25 protein-coding genes and 1 pseudogene are annotated in these 25,461 nt (G+C 66.2%); 11 read left to right on the top strand and 15 right to left on the bottom strand.

What is annotated here, in order from left to right; genetic code table 11:
- Nucleotides 1-136: 136 nt before the first annotated feature.
- Genes SB751_RS18660 through SB751_RS18640 form a run of 5 tightly spaced genes read right to left on the bottom strand, consistent with a single transcriptional unit; the run spans nucleotide 137 to nucleotide 4,726 of the window.
- Nucleotides 137-1,309, bottom strand: a complete 1,173-nt coding sequence (locus SB751_RS18660; RefSeq protein WP_144196369.1) for an ABC transporter substrate-binding protein — start codon at nucleotides 1,307-1,309, stop codon at nucleotides 137-139.
- Between the two features lie 50 nt (nucleotides 1,310-1,359).
- On the bottom strand, nucleotides 1,360-2,067 hold the full coding sequence (locus SB751_RS18655) for an ABC transporter ATP-binding protein (RefSeq protein WP_144196370.1): 708 nt from the start codon (nucleotides 2,065-2,067) through the stop codon (nucleotides 1,360-1,362).
- Entirely contained in the window at nucleotides 2,054-2,818 is a 765-nt protein-coding gene (locus SB751_RS18650) for an ABC transporter ATP-binding protein (RefSeq protein WP_144196371.1), read from the bottom strand. Before SB751_RS18650 ends, SB751_RS18655 begins: the two co-directional genes overlap by 14 nt.
- Entirely contained in the window at nucleotides 2,811-3,842 is a 1,032-nt protein-coding gene (locus SB751_RS18645; RefSeq protein ID WP_250025538.1) for a branched-chain amino acid ABC transporter permease, read from the bottom strand. Before SB751_RS18645 ends, SB751_RS18650 begins: the two co-directional genes overlap by 8 nt.
- Before the next feature lie 20 nt (nucleotides 3,843-3,862).
- Nucleotides 3,863-4,726, bottom strand: coding sequence for a branched-chain amino acid ABC transporter permease (locus tag SB751_RS18640; RefSeq protein WP_144196373.1), 864 nt, complete (start codon nucleotides 4,724-4,726; stop codon nucleotides 3,863-3,865).
- Nucleotides 4,727-5,359: 633 nt separating this feature from the next.
- Here SB751_RS18640 and SB751_RS18635 point away from each other — a divergent pair.
- Together SB751_RS18635 and SB751_RS18630 are read left to right on the top strand one after the other, a co-directional pair.
- Entirely contained in the window at nucleotides 5,360-5,839 is a 480-nt protein-coding gene (locus tag SB751_RS18635) for a carboxymuconolactone decarboxylase family protein (RefSeq protein WP_144196374.1), read from the top strand.
- 4 nt (nucleotides 5,840-5,843) lie between these two features.
- Nucleotides 5,844-6,248 carry a cupin domain-containing protein gene (locus tag SB751_RS18630; RefSeq protein ID WP_144196375.1) on the top strand — a complete coding sequence of 135 codons (405 nt, stop codon included), beginning with the start codon at nucleotides 5,844-5,846 and terminating at the stop codon, nucleotides 6,246-6,248.
- A gap of 74 nt (nucleotides 6,249-6,322) precedes the next feature.
- Here SB751_RS18630 and SB751_RS18625 read toward each other — a convergent pair whose 3' ends face one another.
- Entirely contained in the window at nucleotides 6,323-6,541 is a 219-nt protein-coding gene (locus SB751_RS18625) for a hypothetical protein (protein ID WP_144196376.1), read from the bottom strand.
- A 109-nt stretch (nucleotides 6,542-6,650) separates the two neighbouring features.
- Nucleotides 6,651-7,904 (bottom strand): MFS transporter, encoded by a 1,254-nt coding sequence (locus tag SB751_RS18620; RefSeq protein WP_410748281.1) that lies wholly within the window; start codon nucleotides 7,902-7,904, stop codon nucleotides 6,651-6,653.
- A gap of 278 nt (nucleotides 7,905-8,182) precedes the next feature.
- Here SB751_RS18620 and SB751_RS18615 point away from each other — a divergent pair, with 278 nt between their 5' ends.
- Nucleotides 8,183-9,130: a Bug family tripartite tricarboxylate transporter substrate binding protein gene (locus tag SB751_RS18615; protein ID WP_186296795.1), complete on the top strand. Its 948-nt coding sequence runs from the start codon at nucleotides 8,183-8,185 to the stop codon at nucleotides 9,128-9,130.
- Between the two features lie 97 nt (nucleotides 9,131-9,227).
- Complete coding sequence (locus tag SB751_RS18610) at nucleotides 9,228-9,914, top strand: GntR family transcriptional regulator (protein ID WP_144196379.1); 687 nt, start codon at nucleotides 9,228-9,230, stop codon at nucleotides 9,912-9,914.
- Between the two features lie 33 nt (nucleotides 9,915-9,947).
- Here the strand turns inward: SB751_RS18610 and SB751_RS18605 are convergent, their stop codons facing one another.
- The gene (locus SB751_RS18605; RefSeq protein ID WP_246118910.1) at nucleotides 9,948-10,946 is read right to left on the bottom strand and encodes a Bug family tripartite tricarboxylate transporter substrate binding protein; all 999 of its coding nucleotides are present in this window, start codon (nucleotides 10,944-10,946) and stop codon (nucleotides 9,948-9,950) included.
- A gap of 39 nt (nucleotides 10,947-10,985) precedes the next feature.
- On the bottom strand, nucleotides 10,986-12,176 hold the full coding sequence (locus SB751_RS18600; protein WP_211943960.1) for a CaiB/BaiF CoA transferase family protein: 1,191 nt from the start codon (nucleotides 12,174-12,176) through the stop codon (nucleotides 10,986-10,988).
- A gap of 192 nt (nucleotides 12,177-12,368) precedes the next feature.
- Between SB751_RS18600 and SB751_RS18595 the strand changes: the two genes are divergently transcribed.
- The 4 genes from SB751_RS18595 to SB751_RS18580 are packed head-to-tail and all read left to right on the top strand — an operon-like array spanning nucleotide 12,369 to nucleotide 16,611.
- Entirely contained in the window at nucleotides 12,369-13,349 is a 981-nt protein-coding gene (locus tag SB751_RS18595) for a quinone oxidoreductase family protein (protein ID WP_250025535.1), read from the top strand.
- A 14-nt stretch (nucleotides 13,350-13,363) separates the two neighbouring features.
- On the top strand, nucleotides 13,364-14,137 hold the full coding sequence (locus SB751_RS18590; protein ID WP_144196382.1) for a glutathione S-transferase family protein: 774 nt from the start codon (nucleotides 13,364-13,366) through the stop codon (nucleotides 14,135-14,137).
- A 30-nt stretch (nucleotides 14,138-14,167) separates the two neighbouring features.
- Nucleotides 14,168-14,926 carry an enoyl-CoA hydratase/isomerase family protein gene (locus tag SB751_RS18585; RefSeq protein ID WP_144196383.1) on the top strand — a complete coding sequence of 253 codons (759 nt, stop codon included), beginning with the start codon at nucleotides 14,168-14,170 and terminating at the stop codon, nucleotides 14,924-14,926.
- 50 nt (nucleotides 14,927-14,976) lie between these two features.
- A complete protein-coding gene (locus SB751_RS18580) occupies nucleotides 14,977-16,611 on the top strand; it encodes a carboxylesterase/lipase family protein (RefSeq protein WP_211943958.1) in 1,635 nt (544 codons plus the stop codon).
- A 35-nt stretch (nucleotides 16,612-16,646) separates the two neighbouring features.
- On the opposite strand, the gene SB751_RS18575 is transcribed toward SB751_RS18580, so the two are convergent.
- The 4 genes from SB751_RS18575 to SB751_RS18560 all read right to left on the bottom strand — a co-directional run bounded on the left by SB751_RS18575 (nucleotide 16,647) and on the right by SB751_RS18560 (nucleotide 20,200).
- Nucleotides 16,647-16,964, bottom strand: a complete 318-nt coding sequence (locus SB751_RS18575) for an NIPSNAP family protein (RefSeq protein ID WP_144196385.1) — start codon at nucleotides 16,962-16,964, stop codon at nucleotides 16,647-16,649.
- A 32-nt stretch (nucleotides 16,965-16,996) separates the two neighbouring features.
- Nucleotides 16,997-17,971: a Bug family tripartite tricarboxylate transporter substrate binding protein gene (locus tag SB751_RS18570; protein WP_211943957.1), complete on the bottom strand. Its 975-nt coding sequence runs from the start codon at nucleotides 17,969-17,971 to the stop codon at nucleotides 16,997-16,999.
- Between the two features lie 124 nt (nucleotides 17,972-18,095).
- Nucleotides 18,096-18,995, bottom strand: coding sequence for a helix-turn-helix domain-containing protein (locus SB751_RS18565; RefSeq protein WP_211943956.1), 900 nt, complete (start codon nucleotides 18,993-18,995; stop codon nucleotides 18,096-18,098).
- A 62-nt stretch (nucleotides 18,996-19,057) separates the two neighbouring features.
- Nucleotides 19,058-20,200 (bottom strand): alanine racemase, encoded by a 1,143-nt coding sequence (locus SB751_RS18560; protein WP_410748280.1) that lies wholly within the window; start codon nucleotides 20,198-20,200, stop codon nucleotides 19,058-19,060.
- Between the two features lie 104 nt (nucleotides 20,201-20,304).
- Here SB751_RS18560 and SB751_RS18555 point away from each other — a divergent pair, with 104 nt between their 5' ends.
- Nucleotides 20,305-21,279 (top strand): LysR family transcriptional regulator, encoded by a 975-nt coding sequence (locus SB751_RS18555; RefSeq protein WP_144196389.1) that lies wholly within the window; start codon nucleotides 20,305-20,307, stop codon nucleotides 21,277-21,279.
- Nucleotides 21,280-21,306: 27 nt separating this feature from the next.
- On the opposite strand, the gene SB751_RS18550 is transcribed toward SB751_RS18555, so the two are convergent.
- The gene (locus SB751_RS18550) at nucleotides 21,307-23,502 is read right to left on the bottom strand and encodes a phosphocholine-specific phospholipase C (RefSeq protein WP_410748279.1); all 2,196 of its coding nucleotides are present in this window, start codon (nucleotides 23,500-23,502) and stop codon (nucleotides 21,307-21,309) included.
- A 55-nt stretch (nucleotides 23,503-23,557) separates the two neighbouring features.
- A complete protein-coding gene (locus tag SB751_RS18545; RefSeq protein WP_144196391.1) occupies nucleotides 23,558-23,764 on the bottom strand; it encodes a hypothetical protein in 207 nt (68 codons plus the stop codon).
- A gap of 343 nt (nucleotides 23,765-24,107) precedes the next feature.
- Here SB751_RS18545 and SB751_RS18540 point away from each other — a divergent pair.
- Nucleotides 24,108-24,461, top strand: a pseudogene (locus SB751_RS18540) (YciI family protein); the annotation flags it as partial.
- Between the two features lie 131 nt (nucleotides 24,462-24,592).
- Entirely contained in the window at nucleotides 24,593-25,435 is an 843-nt protein-coding gene (locus SB751_RS18535) for an IclR family transcriptional regulator (protein WP_144196393.1), read from the top strand.
- Nucleotides 25,436-25,461 lie beyond the last annotated feature (26 nt).

The following is a 25,461-nucleotide window of genomic DNA, read 5'->3' as shown; positions in this document are numbered from 1 at the left end:
CAAAGACAAAGGGCGTCCGGAGCCACCGGACGCCCTTCGCTTTCTCTCCACATTTCACACCGGCTGTGCCGCCGGCTGGTACCGCCGTGCTACCCCTTCTCCCTCCGTAGAAGCCTGTTGCTGCGCCGCCTGGCGCCTACTTGGCCAGTTCCGACAGCCGCACCGGTGCGATCTTGCCGTTCTGGACCCAGCCGACCACGGTGTCCGCCACCGAGCCGCCCTTGGCGTCGATGCCCTCCACCTCGTTCGGGTTCACCTCCTTCGGCAGGGCCTTGACGGCCTCCGGAATCTTGGCGCGGATGGCCGCCGAGTCGGTGGTGGTGCCGGCCAGCTTCATCGCATTGGCCAGCGCCCACGTCATCGTGTAATTCAGGGACATCTCCGTGGTGGCATCGCGGCCGTCATGGAGCTTCTTGTACTTGGCGTTGTAGGCCTGCGCGGCCGGGCGGTTGTCGTTGACCAGCGGCATCACGCCGATCGAGCCCTCAAGCATGGCGAGCCCGTTGGTGACCTTGGCCATCTCGTCCATCTTGGCCTGGTCCATGACGATGAAACCGCCCTTGAAGCCCAGTTCGCGGGCCTGCTTGACCACCAGCGCGGTCGGCTCCGAGGGGCCGCCCACGAACATCACGTCCGGCTTCTCGGCGATGGCGCGCGACACGCCGGTGTAGAAATCGGTCGCCTTGGTGTACGACATCGGGTTGTTGCCCACGATCTTGCCGCCGGCGCCTTCCCAGGCCGGCACGAAGGCCTGCACCCACGCCTTGGCGTAGTCATGGTCCGCCGGCACCAGCGCCACGTTCTTGCCGTAGCGCTTCATCTGCGCCTTGATGAACGGTTCGATATAGCCGGTATAGGCCGGCGGGATGCGGATGGTCAGCTTGTTGCCGGCGTCGGTGATGCGCGGCACGCTCGAATAGGCCATGACCAGGAACTTCTCCTGCTCGTTGAAGGCCTGCAGCGCGAAGATGCCGCCCGAGTGCGGCACGAAGACGGCCGGGGTCTTGTGCTGCTGCACCAGGCGGCGGGCGTTGATGGCGGCCTCGGCCGGCGCGTACTTGTCGTCCAGCGCCACCACTTCCAGCTTGACCTTCTTGCCGTTGACGGCCAGGCCCTGCGCGTTGATCTCGTCCACGGCCATCTGGATGCCGGACAGCACGTTCTTGCCGTACAGCGCGGCGCCGCCGGAGAGCGGGCCGGTGTAGCCAATCTTGACCACTTCCTGCGCGAGCGCGGGCGTGGCGGCGAAGAGCGCGGCCACGGCGCATGCGGCCAGCGGGAAGAAACGACCCATCGTCTTGTGCTGCATTGCTGTCTCCTTTTTGGATTTGGTACTGCGCTTGTCTGGTGTGGGGCGGACTATCCGCCGATATACGCCTTGCGAATGCCTTCGTCCCTGAGCAGCGACTCGCGGTCGCCTTCCATCACGATCCGGCCGCTCTCGATCACGTATGCTCGGTGTGCGATGCCGAGGGCGGCGTAGGCGTTCTGCTCCGCCAGCAGCACCGTGGTGCCGGCGCGGTTGATGCGCTGGATCACCTCGAACATCTGCTTGACCACCAGCGGCGCCAGCCCCAGCGACGGCTCGTCCAGCAGCAGTGCGCGCGGGCGGCCCATCAGCGCGCGGCCCAGCGCCACCATCTGCTGCTGCCCGCCGGACAGCGAGCCGGCGGGGTCGTCCTTTTTCTGGCGCAGGATCGGGAACATCTCGAAGACTTCCTCCAGCGTCTCCCGGGTGCCCGCGCTGTCGCGGCGGTGCACGTAGGCGCCCAGCGTCAGGTTCTTCTGCACGCTCATCGCCGGGAACAGCTTGCGGCCCTCGGGGCAGTGCACCAGCCCGGCCTGCACGATCTGCGACGGCTTCATGCCGGCCAGTTCCCGGCCATCGAAGCGCATGCTGCCGCCGCTGGTGCGATGGATGCCGCTCATCGCCAGGAAGATCGAGCTCTTGCCTGCCCCGTTGGCGCCGAGCAGCACCACCAGTTCTCCGGCCTTGGCGTGCAGCGAGACGTTGTCCAGCGCCCGGAAGCTGCCGTAGGACAGCGAAACGCGTTCAAGCTGCAACATGGTCGGCTCCCAGATAGGCTTCGATGACGCGCGGGTCCTGCTGGACCTGCGCCGGCGTGCCTTCGGCAATCTTCTCGCCGTAGTTGAGCACCATGATCTTGTCGGCCAGCCGCATGATCATGTCCATCTTGTGTTCGATCAGGCAGACGGTCTTGCCATGCCGCACCATCTTGCGGATCAGCTCGGCCAACCCCACGGTTTCCTCGGGGTTTACGCCGCCGGCCGGTTCGTCGAGCAGCAGCAGTTCGGGGTCCGTGGCCAGCGCCAGGGCGAAGGCCACGCGCTTGCGGGCCTCCTGGGTGATGTCTGCCGCCACCTCATGGGCCAGGTGGGTCAGGCCGACGAAGTCGAGCGCTGCCTCGGCCTTCTCGCGGCACAGCCGTTCTTCCTCGCGCAGACGGCGGGAGTTGAACAGCACATCGGCCAGCCCCGACGACGTGCGCAGCCGGTGGCCGACGATCAGGTTGTCGAGCACCGTCGCGCGGTCGAACAGGGCCGTGGCCTGGAAGGTGCGTGCCACCCCGAGCCGGGCGATCTGGTCCGCGCGCAGGCCGGCCACGTCCTGCCCCTTGAACAGGATCTGGCCGGAACTCGGCGCGTGCGTGCCGGCGATCAGGTTGAAGAAGGTGGTCTTGCCGGCGCCATTGGGGCCGATGATCGCGTTGATGTGGCCGGCTTCGAACGACACGGACACGTCGTGTACCGCGGTCAGCCCGCCGAATTTCTTGGTGAGGTTGCGGATCTCAAGCATTCTCGGCTCCGGGGCGGGTGGTCGGGACGGGCGGCTGCACGTTACCGGGGCGCGCGGCGGCGTGCTGGCCACGGCGTGCGGCGGCGGCGCGGCGGGCCTGCTTCTTCAGGTAGGAGCCGACGATGCCATCCGGGAAGAAGATGATCAGCAGGATCAGCACCGGGCCGAACACGAGCATGCGGTAGTCCTGCAGGAACTGCAGCGTCTGGGTAACCCAGGGCACCAGCACTGCCCCGAGCAGCGGCCCGAGCAGCGTGCCCGTGCCGCCCACCAGCATCGCCATGACCATGTCGAACGTGACATCGGTACGGGCGATGTCTGGGCCCAGGAAACGCACCTGCCCGGCGTAGAGCGCCCCGGCGAAGCCGGCATAGCCCACCGACAGCACGAACGACAGCACCTTGGTGCGCATCAGGTTGATGCCCAGCGCTTCTGCCAGTGCATCGCTGTTGCGCACCGCCAGGAAGCTGCGGCCCAGCAGCGAACTGACGATCCGATGCATGATGAACATGCCGATCACCAGGAAGGTCAGCACGAGGTAGTACTGTGCCGGCACGCTGTCGAAGGTGACCGGGCCAATGGCCGCCGGCACCGGAATGCCGATCAGGCCGACCGTGCCGTGGGTGAGGCCTTCCCACTTCTCGATCAGCAGGTAGATGATGTAGCCCACGCACATCGTGAAGATCGAGAAGTAATGGCCCTTGAGCCGCAGCGACACCACGCCCACCACGTAGCCAAACGCCATGCAGACCACCCCGGAGAGCGCGAAGGCGAGCCAGAACGGCAACTGGTGGTCCACGGTCAGGATACCCACCGTGTAGGCGCCAATCGCCATGAACCCGCCGTGCGCCAGGTTGAGCTGGCCCGTATAGCCGGTCAGCAGGTTCAGGCCGAGCGTGGCGATGGCGTAGATGAACGCCAGCGTCATCACGGTCAGGAAATAGCTGTTGGGCACGACCAGCGGAAACGCGATGGCGGCCGCCAGCAGCAGGGCCCAGCCGGTCTTTCCTTGCATTGCTTTCATGGGTCGCTCCTTATGCGGAATCAGGCCGCCTTGGCCGCGAACAGGCCCTGTGGCCGGATGGACAGGATGATCACCAGCAGCAGGAACGCGATGATGTCCTTGTAGTCGGTGGAGATATAGAAGCCGCCGAAGCTCTCGGCCATGCCGATGATCAGGCCGCCGACGATCGCGCCCGGGATGCTGCCCATGCCGCCGAGGATGATGATCACGAACGCCTTGGTGATGACCAGGTTGCCCATGCTCGGGTAGACGAGGTTGATCGGCGCGTACAGCGTGGCGGCGATGGCGGCGAGTGCGCCCGAGATGGCGAATACCAGCAGCGTCACGCGCGTGGCGTCGATGCCCACCAGCGCGGCACCCTCGCGGTTCTGGGCCATCGCCATGATCGTGGAGCCCGTGATCGTGCGCGTCAGGAACAGGTGCAGCAGCACCATCAGGCCGAACGCGGCGACGATGATCAGCAGGCGCTGCATCGGCGCCGTGAGGCCGAGGAACTCCACCATCTGGCCGTACGGCGTGGGCATGCGGTGGAAGTCCGCGCCCCACAGCGCCTGCGCGCCGGCTTCCAGGAACAGCAGGATGCCGATGGCGGCGATCATGTCGTGGATCTCGGGCGCGTTGCGCAGGGGATGAAACACCAGGCGGTCTGCCAGCATCGACAGCACGGCCACCACGGCCGCGGCGGCCAGCATTGCCAGCCAGTAGTTCAGGCCCAGCGTGGTCATGGCGTAGTACGACACATAGGCGCCAGCCATGTACAGCGCGCCGTGCGCGAAGTTGGGCACGTGCAGGATGCCGTAGACCAGCGTCAGCCCCAGCGCCACCAGGCTGTATACGCCGCCCAGCGTCAGGCCATTGAGAAACTGTTGGAAAAACAATGCCACAGGATTACCTCGTACGGTTCGCGAAACAAGGTGCGCGCCGGCACGGGGCCGGGGCGCGTGGAGGTGCGTTGCCGTTGGGGCGGCAGCGCGGGCCGGATCAGCGTCAAGTCAGCTGGACCGGCGCGGATTCCGGCGGATCAGTGTTGTGGCGGGGTGGCCGTCGAGTTGGCGGGCAAGCGCGGCCAGCTGGGCGCTGGTGCCGCGTGTCGGTTGTCTTGCATGAGTTGTCTCCTTGCGTTGCCGCGCCGGGTGGCGCGCCACTCTCCTGGAACCCGGCAGAGCCGAGGGTCCGGTGACGCCGTGTCCTTGCCGCGAATCCTGTCTCCCGCACCGGGGCGGTGGAGGCGGATCGCGTTCTAGCACGGTCGTTCGTTTTCAGCGAATTTGCATGGCGATTCGGCCAGCGTCAAGCAATCGGACGATGTATTCCGCGGTGCGAAATACGCATCCCGCGCCAGTGCTCGTGGTCTTGGTGTTATCCCTGATTTTCTGGGGGTTGCCGGGGACCCGAGTGCGCTGGAGTGGGCATCCGGATTGATGCCTGGCGGGAAACACTGTGCGCGCGGAGTCGGTCTGGCGTGGCGGCGGCGCCGCACCTACCATGGCTTCAGGTGTCGACACAGGAGAAAAGTCATGACCCAACGTACGAACTACTTCCAGCAATCCCCCGAGCTGACCAAGAAGCTCATCGAGTTCGGGGTCCTGTTCCAGAAGACCACGATCGAGACGCCCATCCAGGAGCTCGTCGAGATTCGTGCGTCGCAGCTCAACGGCTGTGCGTTCTGTGTCGACATGCACATCAAGATGGCGAAGATCCACGGCGAACGCGAATTGCGCCTGCACCACGTGGCGATCTGGCGCGAATCGACGCTCTTCTCGCCGCGCGAACGCGCCGCGCTGGCCTGGACGGAAGCGCTGACTCACCTTCCCGCCGGTGGCGTGGCCGACGACATCTACGAGCGCGTGCGCACCCAGTACAGCGAAAAGGAACTGTCGGACCTGACCTTCCTGGTCGGCGCCATCAATGCCTGGAACCGCCTGAACGTGGCGTTCCGGATGGTGCCCGGTTCATCGGACAAGGCGTTCGGACTCGATAAAGCCAACCTGGAGTGATGCCATGAAGACAGTCGTATCCCTTGCTGCAAGCCTGCTGGTGTCGTGCCTGATGGTGGCCGGGCCGGCAGCCGCCGCGCCGGAGGCGAGCGTCAAGCAGTTGATGACGAAGCCGTTGCCCGAATATCCGGGCAAGGAAGGCGAGATGATCGTCGTGGACTATCCGCCGGGCGCCGTGGATCCCGTGCATCGTCATGACGCGCACGCCTTCGTCTATGTGCTCGAGGGCAGCATCATCATGGGCCTGAAGGGCGGCAAGGAAGTCACGCTCAAGGCGGGCGATACGTTCTACGAAGGCCAGAACGATATCCACACGGTCGGGCGTAACGCCAGCAATACCCAGCCTGCGAAGTTCGTGGTGTTCCTGATCAAGAACAAGGGTGCGCCGATCCTGACGCCGGTGAAGTAGCACGGCAGGGGAATCCACGCATCCCAACCCACGTCATCTGACTTGGCAAAATTTGCCTGCCCCGAATCAACACCCTAGGGGGTCGTGCGTTTGGGGCGGGTGTCGTGCACCGTGGAGGGCGGCGGGTACACATCGTCGCTGGCGGCGATGGGCTCGCGCGGGGGCGGGGGCGTGGACGAGGTATCCCGGGGCGGTGTGTCGCAACCGGCCAGGCCAAGCAGGGTAACGAGGATGCATCCGGCCAACGCGCTGCCCAGGGCGTTGGCCGGACGGGGATCTTGGTGGTAGGCCATGGATGGTCCCTGTAGTCTATGCTGTCTTCCAGCATAGACCACCGATGTCGCCTGCGGATAGCGGATGCGCATCAACCCCTTCCGCCCGTTCCCGGCCGCCCTGCCGGGTTCAGCGATTCCTGGCCCAGCGATCGAAGACTGCACAGGCGAGCAGCAGGGCGCTGGTGACAAAGAACACCGCACGCATGCCCAGATGCACGCTGATCTGCGCGCCGATCAGCGGCCCGATCACCTGCCCGGAAAACTGCGCGGATTGCAGGTAGCCGAGCATCTTGCCGGACTGGTGCTCCTTGACGGCCTGGCGCACAAGCTTGCCGATGGCGGGGAGCAGCCCGGCGAGCGCCATCCCCATCACGCCGCGCAGCGCGGCCAGCGTCCACCAGTTCGTCACGAACGCCTGCGGAATCAGGGCAAGGGCGGTCGCCACAAGGCAACCAATGATGACATTCCAGGCACCGATGCGGTCGGCCAGTGCGCCTAGCCGCGAGGCGGTCAGCACGCTGCCAAACGCCGAACAGGCCATCACGATGCCGGCCACCGTGGCCAATCGGTCGAGCGGTACATCGAGTTGCCGGATATAGACGGTGATGATCGGCTCGATCGACATATTGGCCAGCAGCACCATGGAGGCCGTCACCAGCAGGGCCGGCAGCGCGAAGCGATGCGCGCTGCGGGCGGCGCCGTCGGCGGGCACCGGTTGCCCGGCGGACTTGGGCGGACGCGTGAAATCCTCGCGCACGCCAAAGATCGTCAGCAGCGCTGCCACGCCGATCATGGCGCCGCCGGCGAAGAACGTGCCACGAATGCCGATCAGGTTCGGCAGCAGGCCCCCGACGAGCGGGCCGATCAGATTGCCGGTCAGCGCCCCGGTGGACAGGACACCGAGCGCCCATCCCGCCCGCTCGGGCGGCGCCTGTGTGCCGATCATCACCGTGGCCGCCGATGCATAGCCGCCGATCAGACCCGCGGCGAAGCGCAGCGCAACGAGTTCATAGACGTTGTGGGCAAGCCCGATCATCGACATCACGATGGCCATGCCAACCGCCGCACGTACCAGCATCGGCTTGCGCCCGAAGCGGTCGGCGAGCTTGCCCCACAGGGGCGCGGTCACGGCAGTCGCAAGGAACGTGATGCCGAATGCCACGCCTGACCACTGCACCACTTCGTCCTGCGATGTCACGCCGAGTTGCTCCACGTACAACGGCAGGAACGGCAGCAGCATGCTCAGGCTGACCAGCGTGGTGAAGGAGCCGAAGACGGCAACCGCGAGATTTCGTTGCCAGTAAGCGGCATTGCGGCCGACGTAGCTGTCAGTGGCGTGCCGGGTTGCGGGAGCAGGGAGGGAGGGGGCGGATTCATTCATTGCGGCAGCCGTCTGCGATCGATGGGGGGGGCACGGCTCAATCTAGCTGCCCGGCGCCGAGCGAAGAAGGCACATCGCGGATCAACAGTTTTGTGCGTTGGTAAAGAATGCTGCGCGCTGCCCCGACGATGTCCGGATATCGAACACCACTTGCGTAGCGCCCGTTGGATTGGCCGCTGCGTCGCGCATAATGAGCCGCCGACTTGGTCGGTAAATCAAAGAAACAGAATTGGAGACAGCAATTGAGTATCAAGACACGCGCCACGCGCGCCGCCCGCATGGCGGCCATCCTCATTGCGGGACTGGCCATCGGCCAGGGGGCGAGCGCAGCAGAATGGCCGACCAAGCCGATCAAGGTCATTGTTCCCTATACGCCGGGCGGGTCGACGGACACCGTTTCTCGCGTAGTGTTCGAGAAGGTTTCTCAGAGCCTTGGCCAGCCCATCATCATCGAGAACAAGCCGGGCGCCAACAGCACGCTCGGCGTGGGCGTTGCGGCGCGCTCCGCGCCTGACGGCTATACCTTCGTCTCCGTGCTGGCCGCCTACAGCGCCAACATGTCGCTCTACTCTAAGCTGAGCTACAAGCCGTCGGACCTGGTGCCCGTGGCCCAGATGGCGGAACTGCCGCTGTTCCTGTTTGCCAGCAAGCGGCTGCCGGTGAAGACCGTCGGTGAACTGGTTGCCTATGGGCGCAAGAATCCGGATGCGCTGACCTTCGGCTCGAGCGGCGTTGGCAGCTCGGCGCACCTGACCGGCGAACGTCTGGCGATGGAATCGAAGCTCAAGATGACGCACGTGCCCTACAACGGCAGCGCGCCGATCCTGCCGGCGCTGGTGTCCGGCGAGGTGTCCATTGCGTTCGATCCGCTGCTGGTGCCCATGCCGCACGTGAAGTCCGGAAAGATCAATGTGCTGGCGGTGGCCTCGGCCAAGCGCTGGCCCGGCGAGCCGCAGATCCCGACGATGGAGGAGTCCGGCTTCCCCGGGTTTGTCATGAGTTCATGGACCGGCCTGCTGGCGCCGGCCGGTACGCCGCAGCCGGTGGTGGATCGCATGGCGAAGGCCATCGCCGCCGCCACCACCAGTGCGGAAGTGTCGAAGAAGCTCACCGAACTCGGTTTTGTGCCGGTCAGCGATACGCCGGAGGCGTTTCGCAAGCTGATCGAGCGTGACACGGCGCGGTATGCCGAAATCGTCAAGGCGGGGAAGATCTCGCTGGACTGAGCGGCGTCGCATTTGTGCACATAGCAGGCAATTGCGCATACGCGGGCGGGCGCGGTAGTAGAATCGCGCCATCCCCACTTAGCGCTCGCAGTGTTCCATGTCCGATGAAAAGAAGAGCTTGTCCGAGACCATCCGTACGGCGATCGAGCAAGACATTCTGAGCGGGAAGTTGCCCAGCGGCACGCAGCTGGAGGAACAGCAGTTGCTCGCGCGCTTCAAGGTGTCGCGCACTCCGGTGCGCGAGGCGCTGATCCAGCTGGAATCCGCCGGGCTGGTCGATCTGGTGCCGCGCCAGGGCGCCATCGTCGCGTCGATCACGCTGCGCGAGTACGTGGCGATGAGCGAGATCCTGGTGCAGCTGGAGTCCCTGGCCGCGCGGCTGGCGGCGCGCCGCATTTCGGCGCCGCAGCGCAAGGCGATCCAGACGGCACTGGAGGCGTGCCGGGCGGCGGCCGAGAAGGCCGATGGCGTGGCGTACCGCAAGGCCAACGACGCCTTCCATCACGTGATCTACGAAGCCAGCTGCAACGACATCCTGTCGCGCCAGATCCTCACCATGCGCGCACGGATGCGCGGCATGCGCGATCTACGCTTCGAAAAGCCCGCGCGCATTCGGGCATCACTGGCGGAGCACGAGGAGGTGCTGGAAGCGATCCTGCGCGGCAGCGAGGACGCCGCCGCCGCAGCCATGGTGCGCCATATCGCCACGGGCGGCGATGTCTATGCGGACATGATCGCCTCGATGCCCGGCGATGGCGCCGCGCGGGGGCGGGGGCGGCGCTGATCGGCGCCCCCGCGCCGCATCGTCAGATCTTCATCAATCGAGCTTCACGCCGGCCTGCACGATACGTTCCAACGCATTGCGCCCATCGGCCGAGGCCCACGCGCCGAATTCCGCCGGCGATTCCGATAGCGATACTTCGCTGCCATTGGCGGCCAGCTTGGCGCGGATCTGCGGGTCGGCCATGACCTTGCGCGTGGCCGCGAAGATCTTGTCCCGAATCTCCGCGGGCAGGCCCGCCGGGCCATAGAGCCCAAACCAGAATGTGAAGTTGAATCCGGGTAACCCCGTTTCGGCCAGCGACGGCAGGCCGGGCGCCACGTCGGACGGCTTCGGCGTGGTCACGCCGATCATCTTCACCACACCTTGCGTGCCCATCGGCAACACCGAGGCAGCCGTGCCGAATGACATTTGCACTTCGCCGGCTGCCACGGCCTGCAAGGCTGGCGCGCCGCCCTTGTAGGGCACATGGGTCATGCGCACGCCGGTAGCCTTCTCGAACTGCAGCCCCGCCACGTGCGGCGAACCGCCAATGCCGGACGACGAGTAGTTGAACCCGCCCGCATTGGCCTTCGCCTTGGCCACGAGCGCCTTGACGTCCGCCACACCCAGGTTCCTGTTCACGGCCAGGATCAACGGCGAGACGGTCAGGCGCGTAATGGGGGTGAAATCCTCCCCCTTGTAACGCGCCTTGTAGAGCCGCTGGTCGATGCCATACAGCGTGGCCGTGGCCAGCGCCAGCGTATAGCCATCCGGCGCGGCGCCGGCCAATGCAGTGGAAGCGAGCGTGCTGCCCGCGCCGGGCTTGTTATCGACCACGATGGTCTGGCCGAGCTGTTTGGACAAGGCTTCTCCGAAGATGCGTGCCACGTAGTCGGCCGCGCCGGCCGGTGTGTAGCCCACCAGCACGCGAATGGGGCGATTGGGGTAGTCGTCGGCCGCGAGCGCGGGCGGCACGAACGATACCACCAGGGCCGCCATCGTGAGTGCGCGCGCGAGTACGCGCCTGGCGCGCAGGCATCGAGGGATCATCATTTGTCTCCGTTTCTTTTTTGGCTTGTCAGCTGCGGCCCGTCACGCCGCGATATTGGCATCGCGAAATTGGGCGATGCGGGCATCGTCGTAGCCCAGGTCGCGCAGGATGGCGTCGGTATGGGCACCGGGATCTGGCGCCGCGCTGAAGAACCGCTCGGGGTGCGGCGCGGCGGACAGGTTGATCGGAGAGCGCAGCAAAGCCAGCGGCCCTAGTTCGGGATGGTCGGCAGGGCGGGTCATGCGCAGATGCTGGACCTGCGGGTCTTCGAACGCCTGGCCGATATCGAAGACCGGGCCGCACGGCACGCCGACCGCGTTGAGCCGTTCCGTCAGGTCCGCTGCGGTGAACGCCGCCGTGCACGCGTTGATCGCGGCATCGAGGCGCTCGCGTTGCGCATTCCGCCCGGCCGCACTGTGCAGCGAGGTATCGGCCAGCAGCGCATCCGCACCGAGTGCGTGGCAGAAGTGGCTCCACATGCGATCCGTGCTGGCGGCGATATTGACGACGCCATCCCGGCACCGATACGTGCCCATCGGTGCAAGCGTGGGGTGCGCATTGCCCTGCTGCGTGGGCACCACGCCTTCCACCGTGTAGCGCGCGCCCTGAAAGTCGAGCTTGTTCAGCATCGCCTCGATCAGCGACGTGTGGACCCATTGGCCGCGTCCCGTCCGCTCGCGTTGCAGCAGCGCCAGCAGGATGCCTTGCCCCAGGAACATGCCGGCTGTGGTGTCCGAGATCGCGATGCCTACGCGGAGCGGGCCGTGGCCGGGCATGCCAGTCACGGAGCTCAGTCCACACATGCCCTGCACGATCTGGTCGAGTCCCGGGCGCTCGCAGTACGGGCCGTCTTGCCCGAACCCGGAGATGCTGGCAAGGATCACGCGTGGGTTCAGGCCGCTCAGGCGGTCATACGTGAGCCCCAGCCGCTCCTTCACTACGGAACGGAAGTTCTCCACCACCACGTCCGCGCGGCGCACCAGCGTGGCCAGGATTTCGGCGCCTTCGGGCGTCTTCAGGTCCAGGCAGAGGCTGCGCTTGTTGCGATGCAGGTTCTGTTCATCCGAGCCCCGGCGCCGCCCGGTGACCGATCCGCGGTCACGCGGTGGCGGCGGTTCGATGCGGATGACATCGGCCCCCCAGTCCGCCAGCAGCCGAACGGCAACCGGGCCAGCGCGGGCAATGGAAAGATCCAGGACGGTGTAGCCGGACAGCGGTGCGTCGTGAGTCATCGGTCCTCTTCGTGCATTCGTGGGTGCCGGAAAAGTATACGAATGGACATCATAAATATACGTATACGGATTTACCATGATGCGGCGCGTCCGCGCATGCGCTACGCTTCCCCCGGCCCGCTACCACCTGAAAGCGCAGGTTCCGGCGGTACGGCAAGGGGTCATCGCGCCGGCTTGGAGACAACAGAACGTATGCATACGAACGTAGTCCGTATAAGAAAGCATGGCGACGCCGCCGTGCTCGAACTCGATGAAGTGCAGGTTGCGGCCCCTGATGCCACCGAAGTCCAGATCCGGCAATCGGCCATCGGCCTGAACTTCGCCGACATCTACCAGCGCAATGGTGCGCATGGCCCCCACACGCCGACGCCGTTCCCCATCACGCTGGGATCGGTCGGGGCGGGCATCGTCACGGCGGTCGGGCGGGAGGTGTCGGGCATTGCCGTCGGGCAGCGCGTGGCCGCCATGTATCCAGGCGCGTATCAGGTCACGCGCAACGTGCCGGCCGATCGCGTCGTGCCGCTGCCGGAGACGATTTCCGAGGAGGTGGCCGGGGCCACCCTGTTGCGAGGACTGACGGCTGAGTACCTGTTGCGGCGGCTATATGTGGTGCAGCCCGGCGATTGGGTGCTGGTGCATGCGGCGGCTGGCGGGATGGGCGTGCTGCTGTCGCAATGGGCGCGCTCGCTTGGCGCAACGGTGATTGGTACGGTGGGCAGCGAAGCCAAGCGCCGCGTAGCGCTGGATCATGGCTGCCACCATGCGATCTGCTATCGCGAGGCGGACTTTGTCGCGGAAGTCATGGCGCTGACCGAAGGCAAGGGCGTCTCGGTGGTCTACGATGCGGTCGGCAAGGACGTCTTCGTGCCGTCGCTGCAATGCCTGAAGCCTTGCGGGATGGCCATCAACTATGGCACCGCGTCTGGCGACGTGGAGGCGTTCGACCTGCAACTGCTGCATGCGAAGTCCCTGATCGTTTCGCGGCCGACGCTGCGCACGTTCATCGCCGATGCGGCGTCATTGCGTCGAGCGGCGCAGGCGCTGTTCTCGGCGGTGGAGTCGGGGCACCTGCGCCTGGAGGTGGGGCAGCGCTTCGCCCTGTCCGACGTCCGGGCGGCTCATCGCAGCCTCGAAGGCCGTGCCACGACAGGCGCCACCGTCCTGATTCCCTGACAGGAGATCGCCCTATGAGACTGTTCCATGGCTGGTTGTCCAGCGCGTCGCGCCGTGTGCGGCTGTGTCTGGCGGAGAAGGGCATCGACTACGACAGCGTGCCTGTCGACCTCGCGGCGCAGGAGCACCACTCGCCAGCATTCCTGGCGATGAATCCGAACGGTGTGGTGCCGGCGCTGGTGCTGGACGATGGCCGCTTTCTCTATGAAAGCGCCACGATCTGCGAGTACATCGACGACGTCCTGCCGAATCCCCCGCTGCGCCCCGCCGATCCGTATGCGCGGGCCACGATGCGCAACTTCGTTCGCTGGACTGATGACAAGCTGCTGCCGAACCTGCTGATCCTGAACTGGAGCATCGCGTTGCAGCCTGTGGCGTCGCAATGGAGCGACGCAGACCTGGCCGGGAAGTTGGCACGGATTCCGACACCAGAGCGGCGTGAAGCCTGGCGTCGTATCGCCCGCAAGCCGTACTCGGACGACGAAAAGCGCGCGGCGCTGGACGCCTTGCTGGCATTGATACCGAAGATGGCATCGATGCTTGGCAGCGGGCCGTGGCTGATGGGCGCGCACTATTCCCTGGCCGATATCGCCGCGATGCCGTTTGTCGCGCGGATTGCGGAGCTCGCGCCCGAGGCCATGGCGGAAGCTCGTATGCCGGCGGTGGTCGACTGGTGGCAGCGCGTGCAGCAGCGTCCGGCCTTCGCGCAGGCGCGCATCGAACGATTCGACGTCGCGCTGCGGGAGCGACAGGCAACTCGCGAGGCGACGGAAGCACCCGCCGCCTGACTACCCTTTATTGATCCGGAGATTTGACGCATGGCTTCCGAAGGCTCGCTTCCCACGCTCGACATTGCCGCCCACGTGGCCACGCTGACACTTCAGCGCCCCGATGTGGCGAACCGGCTTGGTCCGGACGACCTGCAGGCGTTGCTGCAGCACATCGAAACCGTGAATGGCAGCGATGTGCGCGTGCTGGTCCTGCGCAGCACGGGCAAGTACTTCTGCAGCGGGTTCGATATCGGCAAGCTCGCCGCCGGCCAGCGTGGCGCAGGTTTCGAGCCGCTGGTCAATGCGATGGAGGATTGTCGCGCAGTCACCATCGCCGAAATCCAGGGCGGCGTCTACGGTGGTGGCACGGATCTGTCGTTGGCGTGCGACTTCCGGCTCGGCACCGACGCCGTGGAGATGTTCATGCCGGCCGCGCGCCTGGGCCTGCATTTCTATGAGCGCGGCATGCGCCGCTACGTGACGCGGCTGGGCCTGAACGCGGCCAAGCGCCTGTTCCTGACCGCCGAACGGATCCAGGCGCCCGAGATGCTGGCGTGCGGGTTCCTGACCGAACTGCTGCCCGCCGACCACCTGCGCGAGCGCACCGCGCAACTGGCCGAGACCGTCGCCGGGCTGGCGCCGATTGCGGTACAGGGCATGAAGCGGCATCTGAATGCGATCGCGCGTGGAGACCTGGACACGGCTGCGCTGGCTGCGGACATCCGGCGCGCGACGCAATCGGAGGACATCCGCGAAGGCGCGCTGGCGTGGAAAGAGAAGCGCAAGCCTGCCTTTACGGGCAAGTAACGTCGCCTCACCAGGCAGACAATCACGAGAACGAAGAAAAGGGAGGGGCGATGGAGCACAAGGGAGTATCGCGTCGACAGTGGCTGAAGTCTGCCGCTGCGCTGACGGCGGGCAGCGCGGTCACGGGAAGCGTGCGCGCGATATCGGAAGATCCGGTGTTTTCGGTGGTCGAGACCACCGATGGCAAGGTGCGTGGCTTGCGCTCAGGTGGCGTGCATGTGTTCAAGGGCTTGCGCTACGGCGCCGACACAGGCGGCGCCAACCGCTTCATGCCGCCACAGCCCGTGGCGAAATGGAGCGGCGTGCGCGATGCCACCGCCTACGGTAACTACGCGCCGCAGATGCCGGCGGACCGTCGCCGTGCCTATGCGGACCTGATCGCCTATGACCTGCAACCCGGCGGCATGGGCGAAGACTGCCTGGTGCTGAACCTCTGGACGCCCTCGCCTGCGAAGGCCGCGAAGCGCCCGGTGCTCGTGCATCTGCACGGGGGCGGCTTCTACGCGGGCTCGGGCAATTCCCCGCAGTTCGACGGCGAGATGATGGCGCGCTTTGGCGACGTGGTGTTCATCACCATCAATCACCGGCTTGGCTCGTTTGGCTATCTGAATCTGGCCGAGGCCGGCGGCGAGCGCTATGCGCAGTCGGGCGCGGTGGGCATGCTCGATATCGTTGCGGCGCTGCGCTGGGTGCGCGAGAACGTGGAGTCGTTCGGCGGTGATCCGTCGCGCGTACTGGTGTTTGGCCAGTCGGGCGGCGGCCTGAAGACCAGCACGCTGATGGCCATGCCGTCGGCGCAGGGCCTGTTTCATCGCGCCGGGGTCATGAGCGGTTCGGGCATCCGGGTCATGACGGCGGCGCAGTCCACGGAGATTGCGGCCAAGTACCTGACGGCGCTGCAAATCGGCAAGGGCTCGCTGGACCGGCTGCATACACTGCCGTTCGAGCAACTGCTGGCGGCGCAATTGCGGTTCGAAGCCGCAGATCGCTTGAAGGGCGAGGCACCGCGCGCCTTCTCGCCGGCGATAGACGGCGTGGCGATTCCCCGCCATCCGTTCGATCCGGATGCGCCGCCGATCTCGGCGCAGGTGCCGATGATCATCAGCACAACGCTGGACGAGCGCGCCTACCGTCAGATCAATTTCGACCTTGACGATGCGGGCTTGCTCCGTTTCGCGCAGACCCGCGTGGGTGACGATGCGGCGCGTCTTGTGACGATGTATCGGGATGAGGATCCGCGTGCCACGCCGTTCGTGCTGCAGGCGCGGATCGATACGGATATGACCTTCCGTCGTATCGCGCAGTTGCAGGCGGAGCGCAAGGCCGCTGCGCATGCCAGCGGCAACGGTGCGCCGGTATGGACATATTTGTGGAAGACACCCAGCCCGGCCTATGGCGGCCGCTACGGTGCGCCGCATGGCGTGGATATCGGGCCGAGTCTGCACGACATTCGCTTGGGGCTGAACGGGCCGAGCGAGGCCAATTTGCGTCTGGCCGACCAACTGGCCAGCGCCTGGGTGAGCTTTGCCGCGACGGGCGACCCTGCGAATGCCCGGACCCCGCAATGGCCAGCGTATTCGGTGGCGCGGCGCAGCACGCTGGTGTTCGATGGCGAGGCCGCCGGCACGCGCGCGCAGGATGACCCGCGGCGGGCGTTCCGGGAGTACTGGGCCGGGCGGCTATAGGGTATAGGGCATACGCGATAGGCCGCCCGTGCCGACTACGGCTTGAAGAACGATACCTGCGTCATCAGCCGGTTCTCCTGGCTGATCAGGTAGGCGGCTTCGGCGCTCATCTTCAGGTACTCGCCCCAGGCCGGATCTTTCTGCAGCGCCTGGCGCCTGGCCTCGCGGTCGGCTGCGCTCTCGTAGACCCAGATGTGCATGTAGCTGTTCACATTGCCGGTCTCGGTTTGCATGTAGGCCAGCGGCTTGCCCAGATGGCGGCTCTGGGTCTCGTAGCCATGCTCGGCATACAACGCCAGGTGTTTCTTGATCGTGCCGGGGCGGCAGGTGTAGGTGCGAACGTCGTACAGCATGGGGTTTCCTCTAGCGATGGCGATGTGTGGCGTCAATCGACGGTGGCGCCGGACTGCTTCACAAGCACGGCCCAGCGCGCCACCTCCTGATTCACGTATTTCTGAAATGCGGGCTGGTCGTCGCCAACCGGATCGGCGCCGAGCCCTTTGAGTCGCTCCTTGACGGCGGGGTCGGCCACGCTCTGGACGATGGCCTGCGAGAGTTTCTCGACGGCGGCCTTCGGCGTGCCGGCCGGTGCGAACAGGCCGAACCACGAGCGCGCGGTCATGCCCGGGAACGGCGTTTCCGAGAAGGCGGGCACATCGGGCAGCGCGGCGTGGCGCTTGCTGCCCGTGACCGCCAGCGCCTTGAGCTTGCCGCTCTGCACCTGCGCAAGCACTTCGGGCAGGTTGGCGAACATGACCTGCACCTGGCCGCCCATCACGTCATTGAGCGCCTGCGCCCCGCCCTTGTAGGCCACGTGCGTCATCTTCGTACCAGCCAGCGTGCTGAACTGCTCGCCGGCGAGGTGGGAAGCGGTGCCCGTACCGCCCGACGCGTAATTGACGCGGCCAGCGTTGGCCTTGGCGTACGCGGCAAGTTCCGTGGCCGAATTGACCGGTACCGACGGATTCACCACCAGCAGCAGGGGGACGGACGCGAGGTTCGACAGCCCCACGAAATCACGCGTGAGACTGTAGTTGAGCTTCTGGTAGAGCGACGCATTGATGGCATGGCTCGACGTGGCCATCAGCAGCGTGTAGCCGTCGGCGTCCGCCCGGGCGGCCGAGACAGCACCGATGTTGCCGTTGGCGCCCGCCTTGTTCTCCACCACGACAGACTGGCCGAGGCGGGCCGACATGGCTTGCGCCACGGTGCGTGCGATCACGTCGGTGGCGCCGCCGGCCGCGAACGGCACGATGATGCGCAGGGGATGATCGGGGTATTCCGCCATCGCGCTGAAGGGGATAACGGCCAATATGGTGGCCACGGCAAGGCCCCGCAACGGGGCGATGGCTTTGTACATGTCTGTCTCCTGTGCTTCTGGTGTCTTCTGGATGTCTTATGGATGCACCATGAGGAACACTTTACGCAGGCGCGTGGCGGCGGCGTTAGGACGGATCAGACGTTGTATTGGACTTTTTCGCGGGTCAGTCCAGCGGACGGCAATGCTTCCTGCGGAAGTCGCCCGGCGTGAGACCGGTCTGCTTCTTGAAGAAGCGCGCGAAGTAGGCCGGATCCTCGATATTGAGCCGGAACGCGATCTCGGCGATGCCGGTTTCGGTGTTGCTGAGCCAGCGCTTGGCTTCCAGCACCACGCGTTCCTGTACCAGTTGGCTGGCGGTGCGCGCCAGGGTTCGCTTGACCGCGTCGTTGAGCTGGCGCTCGCTCACGCAGAGCGCCTCGGCGTACTGGCCGATCGTGCCGAAGCGCAGGTAGTGGGTGTCCACCAGCATCGTGAAGCGGCGCGTGAGCGCCTGGTGCGGGCCAATGCCACCGGCTGTCTCGTTCTCGGGGCACAGTCGGCGCAGGCGCGTGAGCAGGATCAGCAGGCACGCCTGCACTACGTCCGGGAAGCCGGGCTGGCGATCCCGCGCCTCCTGCTCCATCTCGTCGAGCAGCGGCAGCAGGCCGTCATGCTGGTCCTGCGTGAGATAGAGCGCACTGTGGGCGCCCGTGGGGTGATAGAACGGGAACTTCGCGGCATCGTCGGCGCGCGGAAACATCCGCGCGAAGAAGTCGGTGCTGAAGTTCAGCACGTAGCCGTGCGGCTTCACCGATGACGTCCAGGCATGCACCTGCCCCGGCGAGAGGAAGAACACCGAGTGGTCGCGCACATCGAAATGCGCGAAGTCGAGCATGTGCGTGCCGCTCGCCCGGGTCATCCAGAGCAGGTGATAGTAGTTGTGCCGGTGCAGGAAGCCGCGCGGGATGTCGTCGCGGTCCTGCAGCCGCACGAGGTCGAAGTAGAACGACCCGTCGCCGGCAAAATCCGAGGTCTCGAAGGTGGGAAACTCGCCGGCGGTGCTGGAGGGAAGGGCTTCGGACAAGCGCGGGGTCTCCTTTTGTTTCGGATCCTGGTTACCGGCGCCATCCTATCGCAAAACCGCGCTCACCATCCCCCAAAACGCGGCCAATGCGCTTCCACCGCCGTGCTGCCCGCCACGACCGTGTACGCACCGTGTTGCGCCGCCGTGGCGCACGCGTGATTGGGCAGCACGCGCAGCAGCGTGCCGACCGGGAACATCGGCGTGGCGGACGGGTCCGTGCGGTGGCTGACGATGCCGTGCTCCTGGTTGGCGTCGACCATTACCAGCTCCGGCAGCGGCTTGCCGTCGATATCGCACACCAGTCCGTAGCCCTGGTCGACCGGCAGCTTCGCGGTGCCACGGTCGCGCGACATCGCCATCCATCCGGCGTCCGTGATCAGCCAGCCTTTCTCGCGCTGGTGCCCGATCACCGTGCACAGCACCGACAGCGCGATGTCATCCGTGTTGCAGACCCCGATGCCGTGCATCACCAGGTCGAAGAAGACGAACACGCCGGCCCGGACCTCCGTCACGCCTTCGAGCGAGCGGGCGAAATGCGCGGTGGGCGTGCTGCCGATGCTCACCACCGGCGCACGATAGCCGGCGGCGCGCAGGCGTTCCGCTGCCTGGACCGCGCCGGCGCGCTCCTGCTCGGCCACGGCTTCGATGGCCTCGGCCGAACGGCAATTGTAGGAATCGCCCGCATGGGTGAGCACGCCCGCGAGCCAGGCGCCGGTGCCCTCGTCCTTTCCCCCCTTGCCCAGTGCTGCGGCGATGTCGAGCAGCGCCGGGTCTGCCGGCTTGACGCCCGAGCGGTGGCCGTCGGTATCGATCTCGATCAGCACCGGCACGTTGAGCGCGCGCTCGCGACACCAGGCGGCGAGCGCGTGGGCGGCCTCGACGTTGTCCAGCAGCAGGGTGAGCGCTGCGCCGCGCCGCACGAGGTCTTCGACATGAGGCAGCTTGGACGGGACGATGCCCACCGCGTACAGGATGTCACGCCAGCCGTGGTCGAGGAAATAGCCGGCTTCCTTCAAGGTGGATACGGTGATGGGCGTACCCGGTGCGCCAATGCGGGACGCGACGTCGGCGGACTTGTTGGTCTTGGCGTGCGGCCGCAGCGTGACGCCGGAAGGCGCAAGGCGGTCGCGCAGCCGCGCGATATTGCGCTCCATCTTGAGTCGGTCCAGGACAAGGACCGGCGTTTCGAGTGCTTGCAAGTTCATGGGAGTCCGTTATGCGAGGTCGCTTTTCGAGTCGCCAGTGTAGGGAAGCCAGGCCCTCAGGTGGTTAATGCCATAGAATTTCTTAATTCACCTGGAGGTTAAGAATGAAGCTGGACATCGAGGATCTGCGGTTCATCCTGGCGCTGGACCGCCTGGGTAGCCTGGCGGCCTTGGCCCGGGAAGAGAACGTCACGCCGCCGGCCGTGACCAAGCGGCTGGGGCAGCTGGAGGCCCGCCTCGGCATCCGGCTGGCCCAACGCACCACCCGGCGCTTGCAACTCACGCACGAAGGCCATCTTCTGGCGCAGCACGCCACCGGGGTCCTGGAGCAGATGCAGGTGATCGAGGAGGCGCTTCAGCAGCGTAGTCAGGTCGTGGCGGGCAAGCTCAAGGTCCATGGCCCGTTTGGCTTTGGGCGCCGCTACCTGGGTCCGCTACTGGCGCAGTTCCACAGCACCCATCCCAATCTCGAGGTGCAGTTGTATCTGTCGGACAACCTGATGCTGCCGCGCCAGCCCGTGCATGGGCGGGACGCCTTTGACGTGCTGGTCAGCATCGGCACGATCCCGGATTCGCGCTGGATTGCGCACCGTATCGCGCCGAACCGCCGCATCCTGTGTGCGGCGCCCGAATATCTCGCCAAGGCGCCCCCGCTGGAGACGCCCGCAGACCTCGAACGGCACGCCTGCCTGGTGCTCCGGGAGAACGATGAGGACGTGACGCTGTGGCGCTTCGCCGAGGGCAGTCATGACAGCGCCGACCGGAGCCTCCGTCCTGCGCGGTCACGGGAGCTGACGGTGCGGGTGCGGCCGACGATGGAGAGCAATGATGGCGACGTGGTCCATCACTGGTGCCTGACCGGCAAGGGCATCATGGCGCGGTCGGAGTGGGATGTGGCCGATGAACTGGCCACCGGGCGGCTGGTGGCGCTGCTGCCGGCGTACCGGCTGCCCGATGCGGACGTGATGGCGCTGGTGCCGCAGTCGCGCCAGTCGTCCATGCGCACGCAACGGTTCGTCGAGATGCTGCGCAACGCCCTGGGGCCCAGGCCGCCGTGGCGCCCGACCCGCCAGCCGTAGACGGCGGACGGGTCAGGGCAAGGCAGATTACGACAGCTGACCCATCGCCGGATCGCTCACCGTATCCTTGCCGGTCTCGATACGGCCCGCGATACGGCGGCGCAGCGACGGTGCCAGATCGCAGCTGATCTCGAAGTCGTACCAGTTGCCGCTGTCACCCAGCGTCCAGGTCAGCTCGCCCACCTTGCCGGCCTCCACCTTCTGGCCCCACGGGCCGTCCGTGCGATAGGCCCTGGCGGTTGCGCTGAACGTGCAGGCCTTGTCGCTGCGGTTGTACAGCTTGACCTGCAGCACCGGCGGATCGCACGGTGCGTAGCAGACCTGGATTTCCGTGCCGCCGCCAGCCGACTGCTCGTTCAGATCGCCCACGTACTCGCGGTGATAGCCGTTCGGGCCCAGCACCCACAGATCGAATTTGCCGTTGTCGGCCGCCACGTTCCACAGGCCGTCCAGGCTCTTGCCCGCCTCCACCACGTAGCGGCGCGGAATGGCGTCGAGGTGCAGCTTGTCGTAGACGTGGAAGACCGCGCCCGCCGTGCCGGTGTTCGAGAACATCAGCGTCACGGTCTTGGCGCCTGCATCGGTGCGGGACGTGGTGTGCAGCTCGTACGGCAGCGCGCGCGACGGGCGCGTGCCGGTCACCTGTGCCGGCAGGGCAGGCGTGGCCGGCACGGGAATCGCGGCCGACGCCTTCTGCGTCAGCGCCAGGTTGTCGACCGTGACTTTGGTGCTGCGGCCCGCCAGCGTCGGCAGGGCGTCCTTGTTCGGGCTGACGAAGTTGAAGGCCGAGGTCAGGTCACCGCACACGGCGCGGCGATAGGCACCGATCTGCGGCTCCTTCACGCCGAAGCGCTTTTCCAGGAAGAGCAGCGTCGAGGTGTGGTCGAAGACCTGCGAATTGACAAAGCCGCCGCGGCTCCACGGCGAGACGATACACATCGGCACGCGCGGGCCCGGGCCGTACGGCTTGCCGTCGATGGCCGACTGATTCGCCGTGGCGGGCGTGTAGTTGTGATACTCGAAGGCCATGTCGGCATCGCTGAGCGTGCTGCCGCCGGCGAGCGTGGCATCGGCATTGCGCGACGGGGCCGACGGCGGCGGCAGGTGGTCGAAGAAGCCGTCGTTCTCGTCGTAGTTGATCAGCAGCACGGTCTTGCTGAAGACCTCGGGGTTGGCCGTCAGCGCGTCCAGCACCTGCTGCACATACCAGCCGCCCTGCGCCGGGCTCGACGGGCCCGGGTGCTCGCTGTAGAGCGACGGCGGGATGATCCACGAGATTTCCGGCAGCGTGCCGTTCTGCACATCGTCACGGAAGGATTGCAGCAGGCCGTCAGGCATGGTGTTGCCAAAGCCCTTGGCGAGCGGGCTCAGCGCGTCGTCGATCGATGGATCGTAGGCGGGCGAGGTGCCGGGCAGCGCCACCGGGCGCCGTGCCACGGGCATCGATTCCATCGCCGTGCGCCAGTGCTGGAAGCTCATCATCTCGTTGCAGCCGTAGTTGTCGGCCAGGCTCTGATACACCTTCCAGCTCACCCCGGCATCGACCAGGCGGTCGGCGTAGGTCTTCCACGTCCAGCCCTGGGTGGACGGCCCCACGTCATTGCCGCCGTTGAACTCGTTGACCATGGCTGCCACGTTGGCGCCGCTCGGGCCATTCGTGCCGGTCCAGTAGAACAGGCGGTTCGGGATGGTGCCGGTGTGCATCGAGCAGTGATAGGCATCGCACAGCGTGAAGGCATCGGCCAGCGCGCGCTGGAACGGCACCTCGGCGGTGTCGTAGTACGACATCGACAGCCGGTTCTTGGCCACGGGCCAGCGATTCATGCGTCCGTGGTCCCACGCGGCCTGGCCATCGGGCCAGGTATGTGGGGTGCTACCCGCGCGCTGCGCGTTGCCCAGCGTGGCGTCCAGGCGATAGGGCGTGATCGTGTTGTTCGTGGCGTCGGTCTGGAAGAACGCGTTCTTGCCGTTCGCCAAGGGGATCGCGAAGCGGTCGCCATAGCCGCGCACGCCCTTGAACGTGCCGAAATAGCTGTCGAAGGAGCGGTTCTCGAGCATCAGCAGCACCACGTGCTTGACGTCCTGGATCGTGCCAGTGGTGTTGTTCGCCTCGATGGCCAGGGCGCGGCGGATGCTGGGCGGGAACGATGCGAGCGTGGCAGCCGCTGCCGCGGTGCCGAGCGTGTTGCGCAGGAACTTGCGCTTGGACGGGTTGAATGTCATGCCGGGTCGGTGTCGGTTGGATGGGGAGGGCGCGGGGCGGTGCGGATGGCGCGGATCAGGGGGCCGGCGCGCAGTGCGCCGTGGTGCAGGCGGCGGGCGTGGTGCCGGGGCCGCCGTTGCCACCGTCGCCGCCGCCCGTGGCGGGCGGGGGGGCATTGTTGTCGTCGCCGCCGCAGGCGCTCAACAGCAGGGCCAGACACAGTGCGCCGGCACCGAGCACCGGCCTGTACATGCGCGAATGAACAGGTTTTGTGGTTGTCATGGTTCTAGGTCAGAGAAGTTCAGGTCACGGACCGGGCCAGAAGTCGCCCGAATTCCGTACGGATTCCCCGCCGCCGTTGTCTGCCAATGTCTTGCCGGACAAGGATCACCCTACTCAAGTGGGGTGCTGGTGGGCGAGACGTGGAGTCTGTCTCCTTGATATGTCAATGATGTGACCAATGCCACACGAATCACGCGTTTGAAAGTAATGAAATTTCAAATGAATGTAACTTTCCGGACGTCGTCAGGCAGGCCGCGGTACGGGCATTTCCCCGAGATTCGCCAGGAATTTCGATCCCAACGGTGCTACCGTGGGGCGATGGCCGTAGACAAGGAGACAGACGATGCGTGTCATGGTGTTAGTGAAAGCCACCGAAGACAGCGAAACGGGCATGCTCCCCACGACCGAACTGTTCGAGGCGATGCACAAGTTCAACGAGGCGCTGGCGAAGGCCGGCATCCTGCGTGCAGCGGACGGCCTCAAGCCCTCGTCGGCGGGTAAGCGCGTGGCGTTCGATGGTGCCGGCCGTACGGTCATCGACGGGCCGTTCGCTCAGACCCGTGAGCTGGTGGCTGGCTTCTGGCTCTGGGAAGTCAAGGACATGGATGAAGCGGTCGCCTGGGTGAAGCGCTGCCCGAATCCCATGCCGGGGCCCAGCGAGATCGAGATCCGTCCGCTGTACGAGATGTCGGATTTCGAATGAGAGGCTGAAGAGAGGCGGAGGGCGCCTTTGACACCACAGGCGTGGGCCATGAGCGCCGTTTGTGGGAACCATGTTTTCGCTACATAGCGGGCATGCCGCCGGGCGGAAGCTGTTATGAATCTGCCATGAAGCGCACCACCTCGATTCCGCAACCGGCCGATGCCGGACTCCTGTCCGGCGGCGCGGCCCATCCCGCTGACGGCGAGGATCGCAATTTCGTGACGGCGCTGGGGCGCGGGCTGGAACTGCTGCGCGCGTTTGGCCCGCACGACGATTTTCTCGGCAATGCGGAGCTGTCGCGCCGTACCGGCATTCCGCGTCCCACGGTGTCACGGCTGACCTACACGCTGGCGAGTCTCGGCTATCTGGTCTATGTAGAGGGACAGGAGAAGTACCGCATCGGGCAGGGAGCCCTGTTGCCCGGGCAACGCTATCTGTCTGGCGCCGGCATTCGTGACATCGCCCAGCCGCTGATGCAGTCGCTGGCCTTCGCGACCGACTGCACCGTGGCGCTGGCAGCCCCGGACCGCCACGACATGCTGTACCTGGAGGTCTGCCAGCCGCGCGGCGCGCTGGTCATGCGCCTGACGCCGGGCTCGCGGCTGCCCATGGCCACGTCCGCCATCGGGCGTGCGTGGCTGGCCGGGCTGGCGCCGGCACGCCGCACGGCGGTGCTGGCGGAACTGGAGCGGCACCACGGCCCGCGCTGGCCAGGCCTGCGTGCCAAACTGGATCGCGCCTTGCGCGACCACGCGCGGCGCGGCTTCTGCCTGGCGCATGCCGAGTGGGACCGCACGGTCAGCGGCGTGGCTGCGCCGGTGTGCCTGCAGGATGGCGCGGAGGTGCTGTCGATCAATATCGGCGGGGCGTCCACGCGCCTCTCCCCGGAAATTCTCGAGACCAATCTCGGCCCGCGCATCCGCGAACTGGCCGATACGCTGGCCGCACGGCTCTGGCAGTCGGCCTGACGAACGAACACTCGAACACTCGCACA

The organism is Cupriavidus sp. SIMBA_020 (assembly GCF_046535395.1).
Classification (GTDB): Bacteria; Pseudomonadota; Gammaproteobacteria; order Burkholderiales; family Burkholderiaceae; genus Cupriavidus; species Cupriavidus campinensis.
This window is presented reverse-complemented; position numbering and strand designations above follow the sequence as displayed.